Raw genomic sequence first — 14,916 nt, 5'->3', positions numbered from 1 at the left:
AGAAATATTCCCGGGCTTTTTTTATTGAATTAAAGTTAATGTTTCATAAGGCGATAACTCTATCTCAGCACTAATTTCTTTACGGTCATAATTTGATAGTAATATCTTTCCGTTCAAAAATTCTTTTGGAAGTTGTATTTTTTTCTTTGTAGCTCCAAAGTAATGAATTGCTAGTAGCGATGCGGTTTCATTTGAACGCTTATAGGCGATAATCGAATCTTCCTCGGTCAAATATGGCGTATAATCACCAGTTTGAATGACCGGATATTCTTTACGTAAAGCTATCAATTTTTGGTAAAAGTAGAAAATGCTTGTTTTATCGGATAGCGCTTTTTGAACATTAATTTCATTGGCGTTATCTGCTACTTTTAACCAAGGAGTGCCGGTCGTAAATCCAGCATTGTTCGAATTATCCCACTGCATTGGTGTCCGGCTATTGTCACGCGAACGTTCTTTAATAATAGTCATTACTTCTTGTTCACTTAGCCCGTTTTTGTGTAAGATGCCAAAATGATTGAGTGTTTCAATATCGACATAATCATCAATTGTAGGGAATTTTGGATTCATCATGCCAATTTCTTCTCCCATATATACAAAGGGAGTTCCACGCATAAAATGAATTGTCGCACCAAGCAGGGTGGCAGAGTGATAATAATGTTCCGGACGATCAGAAGCAAAACGCCCGAGCGCTCTAGGTTGATCATGATTATTCCAAAAAAGCGCATCCCAGCCATTCTCTTCAGACATTGCGACTTGCCACGTATGGAAAATCGATTTCAAATTAGCAAAATTCACATCCGCTAAACGCCATTTTTCCCCATCAGGATAATCCACTTTTAAATGATGAAAATGAAATACCATCGATAATTCTTTTTCTTTCGGGTCGCTATAACGGATACAATTATCAATATCAGTAGAAGACATCTCCCCAACAGTTACAATCGGCTTATCACCAAAAGTTCGCTCATTTAACTCTTTTAAATAGGCGTGAATGCCTGGCCCATCCGTGTAAAAACGACGACCATTACCTTCAAAATCATCTTCTAAAAACTTAGGTTTCGCAATAACGTTTAACACATCTAAACGAAATCCTTCCACACCTTTATCAATCCAAAAGTTCACCACATCAAAAAGCGCTTCACGTACATTTTTGTTAGCCCAGTCAAGATCAGCTTGAGTAACGTCATATAAATGCAAATAATACTCAGATGAATTAGGTAACTTTTGCCAAGCACTTCCGCCAAATTTAGACTCCCAGTTTGTTGGCGGAGATCCATCTGCTTTTGCCGGACGGAAATAATAAAAATCACGATAAAAAGGGTCACCAGCGAGAGCTTTTTTAAACCAAGGGTGTTCGGTTGAAGTATGATTTAAGACTAAATCAATCATAATTCCGATATTTCTTTTCTTTGCTTCAGAAATAAGCGTAGTAACATCATTCATAGTTCCAAATAACGGGTCTACAGCCGTATAATCAGAAATATCATACCCGTTATCATTTTGCGGAGAAGGATAAAAAGGATTAATCCAAATCATCTCAATTCCGAGTTCCTGTAAGTAATCAAGCTTAGCGGTGATACCAGGAATATCCCCAGTACCATCGCCAGTCGTATCAAAAAAAGATTTTGGATACACTTGATAAATAGTTTTTTGAGCAAACTTTGTCATAAAGAGAAGCCTCACTTTTTAATTGGTTGATTTAGCAGAACCACGATATTCTTTTTTACCAAAAGTTCGAATTGGAGCAGTATCTACTTTGTTTAAAATATTATATTTGCGGAATAATACAGTTAGAACGAATGGAACAACAATTGTAATCAACATACATACAGCAAAGATTGCATAGTATTTAGGATTAATTGACAAGATTCCAGGTAATCCCCCAACCCCAATGGAGTTAGCCATAACACCACTAGAAACGGAAACGACAGCTGCAATTGCTGATCCAATCATGGCAGCAACGAAAGGATATAAGTACTTCAAGTTAATACCAAACATCGCAGGTTCAGTTACACCAAGATAACAAGAAATAGTTGCAGGAATAGAAACTTGTTCTTCTTTTTCATTACCGCGGTGAAGGAAAATAATAGCAAGAACAGCTGAACCTTGAGCAATATTAGATAAAGCAATCATCGGCCAGAGATTTGTTCCTTTAAATTGGCTCATTAATTGTAAGTCGATAGCGTTAGTCATATGATGCAGTCCCGTAACAACGAGCGGGGCATATAAGAAGCCAAATAGGGCAGCGAATAACCAACTTAGTCCACCAGTCAAACCAGCATAAACGACATTTGAAATCGCGTCGCCAATTTTCCATCCAATAGGTCCAAGAATGACATGAGCAGCTAGAACAGTTGGAACAAGGGCAAAGAATGGAACAAAAATCATCGAAATTGCATTTGGAATAAATTTACGTAACCAGATTTCGAGATAGGCTAGTAAGAAACCTGCCATTATTGCAGGAATAACTTGTGCCTGATAACCAATCATCTGCACTTGAGCAAAGCCAAAATCCCAGACAGGAATGTCGCCAGCTTTTGTTTCAACAACACTGTAAGCATTTAGCAGTTGCGGGGAAACGAGCGTTAAACCAAGGACAATTCCTAGAATTTGAGTTGTTCCCATTTTTTTCGCGATTGACCATGTAATTCCAACTGGAAGGAAGTGGAATACAGCTTCACCAATCAGCCATAAGAAACTATAAACACCAGCCCAAAATGGATACACATCAACAATCGTCTTAGTACCGTCTTCTAAAAATTTAATATCACCGATAACATTACGGAAACCGAGAATAAGACCACCAACAACGATTGCAGGAATTAACGGTGTGAAAATTTCAGCTAATCCGGCAAGCAAACGTTGAAGTAAGCTCATATTTTTCTTAGCATCTACTTTGGCATCCTCTTTATTTACACCTTCCACACCACTAATTTTTGTAAATTCATTATAAAAAATAGCTACATCATTACCTATAATAACTTGAAATTGCCCAGCTTGAGTAAACGTTCCCTTTACAGCTGGAATGTCTTCGATAGCTTCCACGTCAGCATTATCAGGGTCTAGCAAAACAAAACGCATTCTTGTTGCACAATGTGTAACAGATGAAATATTTTCTTTGCCGCCTATTAATTCTAAGAGAGCGCTTGCATCCTTTTTATAGTCAACCATAAAATTTCCTCCTTTTTAACTTGTATATACAAGTTGTTCGCCATTACTATACTATAAATCGTTTGAAAGCGCAACCACTTTATTTATGCTAAAATTAAAAAAAGGAGAGAGGTTTATGAAACATATAAGAGTAGCAGCGATTATCAGGCATCAAAACAAAATTTTACTCCACACAACTAAGAATGAAAGTTATTGGACATTGCCGGGTGGTGCCGTTGAAAACGAGTTAACTAACGAAGGCTTACAGCGAGAAATGAGAGAAGAACTTGGAGAAGAAGTGATTATTCGCGATTTAAAAATTATCGCAGAAAATCGCTTTGTATATCATGGCGAGGAAATTGATAGTATTGAGTTTTATTATGCTGTGGAATTATATCCAAACAGCTCACTATTAGAACTTTCGACGTTTACAAAAATAGAACAGTTTGGGCAGTACGGGGAGACAGATTACGAGTTAAATTTTAAATGGTTTGAAATAGACAAGGTGAGCGAGATAGAAATATTGCCAAAATTCCTTCAAACAGAACTAGCTCAACTTTCAAGTGATCGTATAAAACACATTCAATAAACAGCATAAAAATACCCCGCGAAATATAAGTTTCGCGGGGGTTCATTTAATTAGTCAAAGATACTAATGTAATTTCTTTTTTGCTAAGGTCTAAAAATGGTAATTTAACACGTGTATCTAAGCAATATGCGTTGTATAGTAAAGGTTTTAAAGTCGTTGTAGAGCTCTCGACTTGGCGAACAAAATTACCAATTTCTTGATACAAAATTTCAATATTTTTTAGACTACCAATTTTTGAATCAATGCGGTTTTCACTAACATTCACATTGGAGTTCGTTACTTTTTCATTAAATTCATCATTGATAGCATCTTTTGTACGTTCAATTCTTGTAAAACGAGTATCTTCCCAATCAATCTCAATGATATGGCAATCGTCAAGTTGGAGGAAGTCACCTGTCCACAGTTTTCCATCGATTTCAACAATCATTCGCGTATCGGGGAAAACCTCTTTGTTACGGTATTTTTTTAGTAAATAATCATACATTTGTAATTGCGCTAAACAGTTATCCATGTGTGTCATCTCCTTATGGGTTTATTATAGCACATTGTGATTATTTGAACAATCAAGTTAAGATAAATGAATAGTTGGAACTGTAACTTTTTAACTAGTTATACAAAAGTCCTAATAAAAGGCAGTGAAATAGTGAAAATAACTGTCAGATGTTATACTAATATTAAGATGAAATGGGAGGGAGACACATGTACAAACAAATGAAATTAAAAGCGACAGATGGGCTAGATTTACATTTACATATATGGGATGAAGTTGAAAATCCAGTTGGTGTAGTTCAAATTGTTCACGGCATGGCAGAGCATGGGGCTAGATATGGCTTGTTTGCTGAACATTTGAATGAAGCGGGATATATCGTAGTAGCAGACGATCATCGTGGGTTTGGAAAATCAGCTATAGATGAAACTTATTTGGGTCATTTAGACGGCGAAACAGGTTTTCAAAATATGATACAAGATGAAGTAGTCGTTCGAACTTATTTAAAAGAAACTTATCCCGGACTGACCTATTTTATTTTCGCACACAGTATGGGAAGTTTCGTAATCAGAACTTTTATGGCGAAACATCAAGTGGATGGAGTAATACTGAGCGGAAGCGGATTACAACCAATCCCTCTCCTGAAAATGGGGCAAATTATAACGAAACAACGGGTAAAAAAAGATGAAATGAAACGAAGCGGATTTCTAAATAAATTAGCATTTTGGGGCTATAATAAGCCGTTTAATGAAAATCATCGCTTCAGTTGGCTTTCACGTGATGTGGCGATTTATGAAGCTTATGAGAACGACCCGTTTTGCGGTCCAGTAGTGGGAACGAGCGGATTTTTCCATAATCTTTTTGAAGCCGTTAAAATAAGCCAGCAAAAAGAAACTGTCGAAAGTGTGCCGAAAGATTTGCCTATATTATTACTCTCGGGCAGTGATGATCCAGTTGGCCATTTTGGAAAAGATACGCCTAAAATTGCGTTAGCTTTAGAAGCAGCTGGAGTGGAAGATGTTACCTATAAAATCTACGAAGATGCGCGCCATGAACTTGTCAATGAATTATGTAAAGAAACTGTTTTTAAAGACGTTATTGCTTGGTTGAATACAAAAAACAAGGAAGCCTAACTATTAGGCTTCCTTTTCATTAATTGCGGATTTGACCGTCCCCAAAAATAATATATTTAGTAGAAGTAAGCTCCGTTAAGCCCATTGGACCTCTGGCATGAAGTTTTTGAGTACTAATGCCAATTTCTGCACCAAATCCCATTGCAAAACCATCTGTGAAGCGAGTAGAAGCGTTAATATATACTGCCGCAGCATCGACTTTTTGATGAAATGCTTGTCCAGTTGCATAATCATTCGAAATAATTGCTTCGGAATGTTTTGTCCCGTATTTATTAATATGATTAATTGCTTCATCTACTGAATCTACAACTTTAATGGCCAAAATAAAGTCTAAAAATTCATCTTCCCAGTCTGACTCTGTTGCTGCTTTAGAATCTTTTAGAATTTCTCGTGCGCGTTCATCCGCGCGTAATTCAACGTTATATTCCTTTAAAGCGGTTTCCATTTCAGGAAGAAAGGCTTCTGCCACATCTCGGTGAATAAGTAAGGTTTCAGCTGCATTACAAACAGACGGACGCGAACATTTTGCGTTCACTAAAATATCGATGGCCATTTGTTTTTCAGCAGCTTTATCGACATAAATATGACAATTTCCTGTGCCGGTTTCAATGACTGGAACAGTAGCATTTTCAAGAACTGTTTGGATTAATTTAGCTCCACCGCGCGGGATAAGAACATCTAAAAAGCGATTTAAGCGCATCATATCACGAGCCGTTTCACGAGATGTATCTTCAATTAATTGAACGCTAGAACGAGGGAATCCAGATGCCTCAAGCGAATCCTGGATAACGGACATAAGAGCTTTATTCGAATCAATTGCATCACTACCACCACGTAAAATAACAGCATTACCAGTTTTAAAACAAAGTACAGAAGCATCGACTGTAACGTTTGGTCTTGATTCATAAATGATACCTATAACTCCAAGTGGCACTCTCGTTTTTCCGATAGTGAGTTCGGCTTCATTTTTCCACATATTTGTTACTTCACCGATAGGATCTTTCAAAGCAACAACTTGTTTAACCGCATCAGAAATTTCTTTTATTCTTTCTTCTGTTAAACGGAGGCGATCAATCATTGTTTCAGGTGTCCCTTTTTCCCGAGCACGTATAATATCTTTGTTGTTTTCCTGTAGAAGGGAAGCTGTATGAGCAAGTAAATCATTGCTTAGATTTAGCAATGCTGCATTTTTTTGCTTAGTTGATGCTTGCGCTAAAAATTGGGATGCTTCTTTAGCGGCACTTCCTTTTTTAATGAGTTCCGTCATGGGAAAATTCCTCCTTTTTACTTGCAAATAAAGTCCCAACTTGTTCACCTTGCATTATATCAAAAATAATTGTAGGATTTTTGCCATTGGTTAAAATCATTTTTTGGTTAGCGTTCATACAATAAGAAGCAGCAGAAAGTTTAGTTAACATACCGCCAGTTCCGAATTTAGAACCTCTACCACCAGCAAGTGCTTCGATTTCTGGTGTTATTTGATTGATTTCAGAAAACATAACTGCATCTGGGTCAGTTGAAGGATTACTACCATAAAAGCCATCAATATCAGATAGCATGATAAGTAAATCAGCTTGCACGAGTTTAGCTACAATAGCTGAAAGAAGGTCGTTATCGCCGTATTTAGTTACATGTTCTAGTTCCTCAACAGCAACTGTATCATTTTCATTTACGATAGGAATAATTCCGCGTTCTAAGAGACTTTCGAGGGTGTTCATAACATTTTCTCTACTAATAGGGAAGTCAGTTACATCTCGAGTAAGTAGTACTTGACCAACAACTTGTCCGTATTCACCAAAAAACTTACTATATATATGCATTAATTCACTCTGACCGACAGAAGCAACTGCTTGTTGTTCGGGAATGCTTGTAGGTCGCACTGGAAGTTGTAATTTATGGCAGCCAACGCCGATTGCCCCAGAAGAAACTAAGATAACTTCTTTTCCTTCATTACGTAAATCGGATAAAACCATCGCTAATTTTTCGATAGTTCTAAGATTAATATGGCCATTTCCATACATTAATGTACTTGTACCAACCTTGATAACTAATCTCTTGCTATTTTTTAAAGATTCGCGCATTTCTATGACCCCTCTGCTAATTAGATAATACTTCTATTTTACATGAAAATAGAGATATGTCTATAATATATTGTTGTTTGGCCAAGTAATCACTAAAAAAAGGATTCTAAGAAATTTTCTTAGAATCCTTTTTTATTATTTTGTAGCTTTACTCGCAGCTGAGATGACTGAAACTTGTTTTAATCCTTTACTTATTAGACGTAAAATAACGAACCAAACAATTACGATTAGAACAATTTGTTTAAATGCAATAGCTGGTAGTGGGTTGAAAGGACAATCCCAAACGAAATGTAAAGCAATCGGAATAATAAACCATTTCCAGAAAGAGCCTGTGAAAATATGGTTCATTCCTAGTTTTTGATCTCCTTTAGCAATTACAAGTGCGGCACCAGTTATTGCAGCCCATACAACATGACCACCGATAGACTGCCAACCACGACTAAAGATAACATTCATCATTGTTTCACCAGCAATATGAATATCCTTGAATAAAAATGCTGCATCGACACTATAGTTAAATGCATATCCAAGCGATTCAAAAGCAGCGAATCCAGCCCCAACAGCTGCACCAATAAGTAAGCCGTTTAGAATATACTTCGAATTAAGCGAGCGGATGAATAGGGCAACGATAATCATTTTTCCGGTTTCTTCTATAAAACCAACTAATAAAGCATTAAAGTAGTTTAATTTCCCAACTGGAATAATCGAATAAATGACAAGTGTTGCAACAAGTGCTGCGACACCACCGATAAAAAACATTTTCACAACATCAAAAACGCTGATATTTCGCGGTGCATTTGTTTCGAAAAAGAATAATAAGACCGAAAATGGAACTGCAAAAGAGCCAATAACCATCAGCCCAGGTATGGTATTGCTGTTATCAAACAAATATGTACAAGCAAGAAGTAAAAAGTACGTAATGATTAAAACTAAGAATACTCTAGAAAACACCCATGGATGAGGCCAAGTATGGGGAATGTCACTAGTTGCAGGCGTCGTATATTTTGTCCCTGCGATAAATACTTTTTCGCCTTCCTCTTTAGAGTGTTTTTTAAACACAGCAGAGAAAAGATTTCCAATTTTTAATTCTGAATTCCCGTGATTTAACGCATGTTGATGTAATTCTGTTTGTTTAAATGCGACCCACTCTGGATGAGGGGATTTTTGGACCAATGTTAAATCATTAATCTCTTTCTTTTTATATAGAGCTATCATCTCTACATTAGTAAAAGGCCCAACTTTCTGTTCGTTCTTTTTGAAGTACCATTCTGACAAATGAAACTCCCCCTTTAACTTTTTAGTTTGACTCTGTTAATTATTCCCAAAAAAAGTCAAAGTTAAACGGGTGATGAATTTAATCATTAAGTTTTTTCGCTTGTTCATATAGGAAATCTATCGAATCAGCTAGAAAATGAGCAGCTGAATCATTCAAAGGCTTGCCGTTTAAATTCAAATCATCTTCATATCTTAAATCTTCACTAATTTTTATCATTCTTTTAGCAATATCTTTCTCACCTTGAAGTTCACTAGGAGCATAAGTAGGAATACTTTGTTGACCTAGTAAATAATCTACACTAACATCGTAAAGTGTTGCAATTTGTGTAACCATATCTAAATCAGGTTCGCGAATACCATACTCCCAGTTGCCGTAAGTAGAAGGTGCTTTCAAACCTAATCTTCTTGCTGTTTCAGCTTTTGACCAGCCTTGTTTTTCTCGTAGTAATGTGAGTCTATTACTTAAATTTGGCATGATTTCACTCCTTTTTGTTTGATTATACAATAAATTACACAATTTAGCTATAATTTAACACAAAGTGAATTATTTTGCAATTGACAACCTCTTATCGAGTTGGTATTATTGTATTAATAACTCAAACTGTGTAGATAAGGAGAAGATGACATGAAAACAATAGACAGCAGAAAAATTAACACGGCCAAAATTCGGGAATTACGATTAGAACGGGGAATAACACAAGCTTTTATTGCAAGAAAAATGGGTTATAAGTACACATCAGGTTATAGTAATATCGAAAAAGGAAGCGTACGGTTATCACATAAAAATGCCGTTATTTTGAGTGAGGTGCTAATGTGTGATTTAAAGTGTTTTTATGAATAACGCTTGTTGAAAAATAAAGTAAAAGCACACAAAATGAGTGTTTTTCTTTATTTTTGATAAAATACACACATTGTGTGAAACTAAAAAAGAGGAGCAAACAACATGAGGAAAAAAACTTTAGTAATGTTTCTTATTTTTATTGTGTTAGTTTCGTTATTTATACCTACTAATGCAAGCGCGTATTCGAGACTTGGATATGTGATGACAAAGGCTAGCGCCAAAAATTTTAAGGTGTATATTAATGGTTCAGCGAGAGGATATAGAAATATCATTATTAACGGGGCGAAATCTTGGAATCCTTCCCCGTATTTAAACACGGTAACGATGGGAAACGATGTGAGACCTAACTTTACTGTCAGTAGTTCAAATACGAACAAAGGAAGCGTCTTAGCAGTTTGTAACACAACTTATTACAAATCTAATAAATTAATCGTGAAGAATGAAATTACGCTATACAAAGGCTTCCGTTCACTTTCAAATAATCATAAAATAGAAACGGTAGCGCATGAATTTGGTCATGGCTTTGGTTTAGGACATGTGAAAAGCAGAAATGCAATCATGCTAGATAAAGGTTTTATCAACAAAACTAAACCGCAAAAAGACGATTTTAATGGCATCAAAGCCTTATACAAGTAAAAAGGAGGATTGACGATGAAGAAAAAAATAACGATGATCATAGGCTTAGTAAGTCTTAGTATATTAACTGCTTGCTCAAACAGCCAAAGTGTAAAAGAAAAACCATCAGAAGAAAAAGCAACCACACAAAGCGCATCAGAAACGGTCAAAGCAAATAATGGCGTTGTTTCTTATCACGGTAAGTATCTTGAACTCGCGGAAAATATGGATGCTTTAGAAAAAGATGCCCCAATCATTATCAAAGCTACTAAAAAATCCGAAAAAACAACAGTGACAAAAGAAACGAAAGAAAATGTATTTCCAACCGACTTTTATACAATGAGCGATGTACAAATTAATTCTATCGAAAAAGACACAACGGAAAAACTAACAGAGAATGCGACAATTAAAGTGTTAGAGTATAGCGTAGAAAACGTTATGGTAGAGGGCAAAAAATATGATTTAACAATTGATGGTTATAAAAACATGGAAAAAGGGGAAGAATATACACTTTTCCTAGAGAAAAATCCGGATGGCGACAACTATATACTTTCAAATGCTATAATAAGTAAATTTCCGGTTGAAGAAGTGGGCAAAGAGGAATTATTCTTAGATGGCGGGGAAACAACAGAAGCAACAGAGGATATAGAAGAAATTTATCAGGAAATCTATCAAGAAGTTTTAACAGAATATAGTGAGTAAATAAAGTAATCTAGATACTTGATAGACCTCGAGATAAAAATCGAGGTCTATCTTTCTGCTTATAAAAATTAAAGCTTATTCCAGACGATTTTGCGCAATAAAACACCACAAAACTCACTTGACAGAACTAAACTATCCAAGTAGAATGAATCAAATCCAAGTCAACTTTTTTGTTGAAAAGGGTTAGACTTTCTACAATAAGGGTAAATCCAGTTAGAATAAATAAAGCTTTTTCGAATAAAAGGAGATAAAACGATGAGTGAAAGTGGTGCTTTTTTTCCAATGAGCGTTAAAAAATTTATGGAAAAAGGGATTGCCTCGTTGACCGAAGAAGAAAAAATGAGTACGCTACATTATTTGGAAAATGCGTATCATCAAGAACCATGCAACGAGGAAATTGTACATAGATTAATTCAATTTTATAATCAGACGAATAAAACCAAAAAAGCGCAAGAAATAGGTCAAAATTTCTTAACGATGAATGGCTACAACAAGGAAATTTTAGGTGAGTTATCTGTAACTTTCATGCAAGAAGATAATATGGATACTTATTTCACGTTAGTTCGTCATTATATGGAAGAAGAAAAACAGGAAGATACAAAAGAAGTCACAAATAATGTCATTCCATTTCCTAAACAATTTGTTCCTAGAAAAGATATCCGTGATTTTGCTTCATGGCAAACAGCTGAACAGCTAGAGTTTTTACAAGAAGCTCGTTTTCTAGAAATTGATGATTTTTTGCCGGCTTTTAAAATGTTTTTAGCGGACGAAAGTTTTTCCCCGTTTGTGCAATCAATGATTTTTGAGCTGATGCAAGAAAAAGAAGTGAATGAAGAAATAGAAGTCCGGAAAATTGATAAGCATGGTATTTTTAATCCGACTGAGGTACCAATGTTAGCCGAAAATGCTTTTGCAACGGAACTATTCGCTGGCCTTGCGGATAAACTTGAACATAGTAATCCAAGTTTATTAGAACAAATAATTGGGATTATTCAACAACATTTATTTATGCTTTATCCGTTTGAGTTTGAGCCAAAAGAAGTGGATGTATGGGTGAATGCCTACTTTAAATGGGCCAACTCGATGTACGGTGATGTTAGTCTGATTTCAGATGCAGTAAATCAAGCGGCAGTAGAAGAAGCAATTTCTATTATTGAGGAGTTAGAAATCAGACAGCAAAATTATTTCATATAATGATATTTGTTGTTTTCAAGTCAGGGATATCTGTGTTATTATTAGTGAGTATGGCTGAAACTTGTCATGAGAGTAATTAAATTGAACTAAATAGATGATGGAGGGAATTATACCATGTCAGTAAAATGGGAAAAACAAGAAGGTAATGTTGGAAAACTTACTTTTGAAATTGAACAAGAAAAAGTAAAAGAAGGTTTAGATAGAGCTTTCGTAAAAGTACGTAAAACTCTTAACGTACCAGGCTTCCGTAAAGGGAAAGTTCCACGTCAAATTTTCAACCAACGTTTCGGCGAAGAAGCTCTTTACCAAGATGCACTTGATATCTTGCTTCCAGAAGTATATTCTCAAGCAATTGATGAAGCTGGAATTGATCCAGTTGATACTCCTCAAGTAAATATTGAGTCTATGGAAAAAGGCGAAACTTGGGTTCTAACAGCAGATGTAACTGTAAAACCTGAAGTTAAACTTGGAGACTACAAAGGTCTTGAAGTTGAAAAACGCGAAACAGAACTAACAACAGAAGAATTAGAAGCAGAATTAAAACAATTACAAGAGCGTCAAGCTGAATTAGTTGTTAAAGAAGATGCTCCAGCTGAAAACGGCGACACTGTCATCCTTGATTTTGAAGGATTCAAAGACGGCGTAGCTTTTGAAGGCGGACAAGCTGAAAATCATTCTCTAGAACTTGGAAGCGGTCAATTCATTCCTGGTTTTGAAGAAAAATTAGTTGGCTTAAAAGCTGGCGACGAAGCTGACATCGAGTTAACATTCCCAGAAGAATACCATGCGGAAGACTTAGCTGGACAACCTGTCGTTTTCAAAGTGAAATTACACGAAATTAAAACTAAAGAAGTTCCTGCACTTGACGATGAACTTGCAAAAGACATCGACGAAGAAGTAGAAACTTTAGATGAACTAAAAGAAAAAATCTCTAAACGTCTACAAGAAGCAAAAGAAGATTCTGTTGCTCAAGCTAAACAAGAAGAAGTTATTGCTAAAGCTGTTGAAAATGCAGAAGTGGATATTCCACACGCAATGGTTCACCATGAAGCTGATCATTTAATGAATCATTTTGCACAAGATTTACAAGCACAAGGTCTAACTCCTGAATTATATTACCAATTCACTGGTCAAACAGAAGAAGCAATGCACGCACAAATGGAAAAAGACGCTGAAAAACGCGTGAAAATGAACCTAGTGCTTGAAGCTATTGCTGAAGCTGAAAACATTGAGCCAACTGAAGAAGCTATTGACGAAGAAATTTCTACATTAGCTGAAAAATATGGTATGGAAAAAGACGCTGTTCGTGCTGCTCTTGGCGATATGAGCGAACTTAAATCAGACCTTAAAATCCGTAAAGCTATTGACGTTTTACTAGATAGCGCAGTAGAAAAATAAGCAAAGAATGATTTAATAATTTCATTAAAAAATGGGGGACATGAGTTATACTCGTGTCCTTCTGAATGTAGAAATAAGGATACAGATGATTGGCATTTCTAATTAACAAATGATATTATTAACACACATAGGAGATGAAAAAATCGCCTATAAGCAACATACCTATGCGAAGGGGTGAAATATTTTGTTTAAATTTAACGACGAAAAAGGCCAACTTAAATGCTCCTTTTGCGGAAAGACTCAAGATCAAGTACGTAAATTAGTGGCCGGTCCAGGTGTTTATATTTGTGATGAATGTATCGAGCTTTGTAATGAAATTATTGAAGAAGAGCTAGGTATTTCTGAATTTGTTGATTTTGGCGAAGTGCCAAAACCACAAGAAATCCGTCATATATTAAGTGACTATGTTATTGGTCAAGAGCGAGCTAAAAAAGCACTCGCTGTAGCAGTTTACAATCACTACAAACGAATTAATTCCAATGAAACAAAAGAAGACGAGGTAGAACTGTCAAAAAGTAATATTTGTTTAATTGGTCCAACAGGTAGTGGTAAAACACTTCTTGCCCAAACACTGGCGCGAATTCTTAATGTTCCGTTTGCAATTGCAGATGCAACTTCACTTACAGAAGCTGGTTACGTTGGGGAAGATGTAGAAAATATTCTTCTTAAACTAATTCAATCTGCTGACTATGATGTTGAAAAAGCAGAAAAAGGTATTATCTACATTGATGAAATCGACAAAGTTGCTCGTAAATCCGAAAACCCATCTATTACTAGAGACGTTTCCGGTGAAGGCGTTCAACAAGCATTACTAAAAATTCTCGAAGGTACTGTCGCAAGTGTTCCTCCTCAAGGTGGTAGAAAACATCCTCATCAAGAATTAATTCAAATTGATACAGGAAATATTCTATTTATCGTTGGTGGTGCATTTGACGGAATCGAACAAATCGTTAAGAATCGAATGGGTGAAAAAGTCATTGGATTTGGAACTGATAATGCGAAACTAAAAGAAGATGAAACTTATCTATCTCGTGTTGTTCCGGAAGATTTACTGAAATTCGGCTTAATTCCTGAATTTATCGGTCGTTTGCCGGTTATCGCAACGCTTGAACAATTAGATGAAGCAGCACTTGTTTCCATTTTGACAGAACCGAAGAATGCTTTAGTAAAACAATACAAACGTATGTTAGAGCTTGATGACGTAGAGCTTGAATTCGAACCAACAGCTTTAATTGAAATTGCGAAAGAAGCGATTGAACGTAAAACTGGAGCACGTGGTCTTCGTTCTATCATTGAACAAATCATGTTAGAAGTTATGTTCGAAATCCCTTCTCGTGATGACATTACTAAGTGTATTATTACTGAGAAAGCAGCGCGCGGAGAAGAAGAGCCGCAACTGCAATTAGAGGATGGCTCCATTATCCCTATTAAAACATCAGCATGATTCGAAA

The 14,916-nt window shown here is 35.9% G+C and carries 15 protein-coding genes; 8 read left to right on the top strand and 7 right to left on the bottom strand.

The window, feature by feature from the left end; genetic code table 11:
• Positions 1 to 21: 21 nt before the first annotated feature.
• Together treC and treP are read right to left on the bottom strand one after the other, a co-directional pair.
• Positions 22 to 1,668, bottom strand: a complete 1,647-nt coding sequence (gene treC / locus AC4PG0_RS02275; RefSeq protein ID WP_492167970.1) for an alpha,alpha-phosphotrehalase — start codon at positions 1,666 to 1,668, stop codon at positions 22 to 24.
• 18 nt (positions 1,669 to 1,686) lie between these two features.
• Complete coding sequence (gene treP, locus AC4PG0_RS02270; RefSeq protein ID WP_045552992.1) at positions 1,687 to 3,171, bottom strand: PTS system trehalose-specific EIIBC component; 1,485 nt, start codon at positions 3,169 to 3,171, stop codon at positions 1,687 to 1,689.
• 115 nt (positions 3,172 to 3,286) lie between these two features.
• Between treP and AC4PG0_RS02265 the strand changes: the two genes are divergently transcribed.
• Entirely contained in the window at positions 3,287 to 3,739 is a 453-nt protein-coding gene (locus AC4PG0_RS02265) for an NUDIX hydrolase (protein WP_207578512.1), read from the top strand.
• Positions 3,740 to 3,785: 46 nt separating this feature from the next.
• On the opposite strand, the gene AC4PG0_RS02260 is transcribed toward AC4PG0_RS02265, so the two are convergent.
• Positions 3,786 to 4,250: a hypothetical protein gene (locus AC4PG0_RS02260; RefSeq protein ID WP_003723558.1), complete on the bottom strand. Its 465-nt coding sequence runs from the start codon at positions 4,248 to 4,250 to the stop codon at positions 3,786 to 3,788.
• Between the two features lie 188 nt (positions 4,251 to 4,438).
• Between AC4PG0_RS02260 and AC4PG0_RS02255 the strand changes: the two genes are divergently transcribed.
• Positions 4,439 to 5,359 carry an alpha/beta fold hydrolase gene (locus AC4PG0_RS02255; protein ID WP_492167485.1) on the top strand — a complete coding sequence of 307 codons (921 nt, stop codon included), beginning with the start codon at positions 4,439 to 4,441 and terminating at the stop codon, positions 5,357 to 5,359.
• Positions 5,360 to 5,378: 19 nt separating this feature from the next.
• On the opposite strand, the gene AC4PG0_RS02250 is transcribed toward AC4PG0_RS02255, so the two are convergent.
• The 4 genes from AC4PG0_RS02250 to AC4PG0_RS02235 all read right to left on the bottom strand — a co-directional run bounded on the left by AC4PG0_RS02250 (position 5,379) and on the right by AC4PG0_RS02235 (position 9,190).
• Positions 5,379 to 6,626, bottom strand: a complete 1,248-nt coding sequence (locus tag AC4PG0_RS02250; protein WP_185561288.1) for a glutamate-5-semialdehyde dehydrogenase — start codon at positions 6,624 to 6,626, stop codon at positions 5,379 to 5,381.
• Positions 6,610 to 7,440 carry a glutamate 5-kinase gene (gene proB / locus AC4PG0_RS02245; protein ID WP_003761926.1) on the bottom strand — a complete coding sequence of 277 codons (831 nt, stop codon included), beginning with the start codon at positions 7,438 to 7,440 and terminating at the stop codon, positions 6,610 to 6,612. The genes AC4PG0_RS02250 and proB overlap by 17 nt, the downstream gene beginning before the upstream one ends.
• A 135-nt stretch (positions 7,441 to 7,575) precedes the next feature.
• Positions 7,576 to 8,715, bottom strand: coding sequence for a PrsW family glutamic-type intramembrane protease (locus AC4PG0_RS02240; RefSeq protein WP_194319863.1), 1,140 nt, complete (start codon positions 8,713 to 8,715; stop codon positions 7,576 to 7,578).
• Positions 8,716 to 8,794: 79 nt separating this feature from the next.
• Entirely contained in the window at positions 8,795 to 9,190 is a 396-nt protein-coding gene (locus tag AC4PG0_RS02235) for a helix-turn-helix domain-containing protein (protein ID WP_003771574.1), read from the bottom strand.
• A 150-nt stretch (positions 9,191 to 9,340) separates the two neighbouring features.
• On the opposite strand from AC4PG0_RS02235, the gene AC4PG0_RS02230 reads away from it, so the two are divergent.
• The 6 genes from AC4PG0_RS02230 to clpX all read left to right on the top strand — a co-directional run bounded on the left by AC4PG0_RS02230 (position 9,341) and on the right by clpX (position 14,909).
• Positions 9,341 to 9,556, top strand: a complete 216-nt coding sequence (locus AC4PG0_RS02230; protein ID WP_003761933.1) for a helix-turn-helix domain-containing protein — start codon at positions 9,341 to 9,343, stop codon at positions 9,554 to 9,556.
• Between the two features lie 102 nt (positions 9,557 to 9,658).
• Positions 9,659 to 10,192: a matrixin family metalloprotease gene (locus tag AC4PG0_RS02225; RefSeq protein ID WP_045552995.1), complete on the top strand. Its 534-nt coding sequence runs from the start codon at positions 9,659 to 9,661 to the stop codon at positions 10,190 to 10,192.
• Between the two features lie 15 nt (positions 10,193 to 10,207).
• A complete protein-coding gene (locus AC4PG0_RS02220; protein ID WP_003771577.1) occupies positions 10,208 to 10,873 on the top strand; it encodes a hypothetical protein in 666 nt (221 codons plus the stop codon).
• Positions 10,874 to 11,128: 255 nt separating this feature from the next.
• Positions 11,129 to 12,067, top strand: coding sequence for a hypothetical protein (locus AC4PG0_RS02215; protein WP_003771578.1), 939 nt, complete (start codon positions 11,129 to 11,131; stop codon positions 12,065 to 12,067).
• A 114-nt stretch (positions 12,068 to 12,181) separates the two neighbouring features.
• Complete coding sequence (gene tig, locus AC4PG0_RS02210) at positions 12,182 to 13,465, top strand: trigger factor (protein WP_003771581.1); 1,284 nt, start codon at positions 12,182 to 12,184, stop codon at positions 13,463 to 13,465.
• Between the two features lie 184 nt (positions 13,466 to 13,649).
• Entirely contained in the window at positions 13,650 to 14,909 is a 1,260-nt protein-coding gene (gene clpX / locus AC4PG0_RS02205) for an ATP-dependent protease ATP-binding subunit ClpX (protein ID WP_003766662.1), read from the top strand.
• Positions 14,910 to 14,916 lie beyond the last annotated feature (7 nt).

It is taken from the genome of Listeria sp. MAN/IMW/UF464, assembly GCF_058683955.1.
The sequence above is the reverse complement of the archived record's forward strand: the minus strand, read 5'-3'. Positions and strand labels throughout refer to the sequence as shown.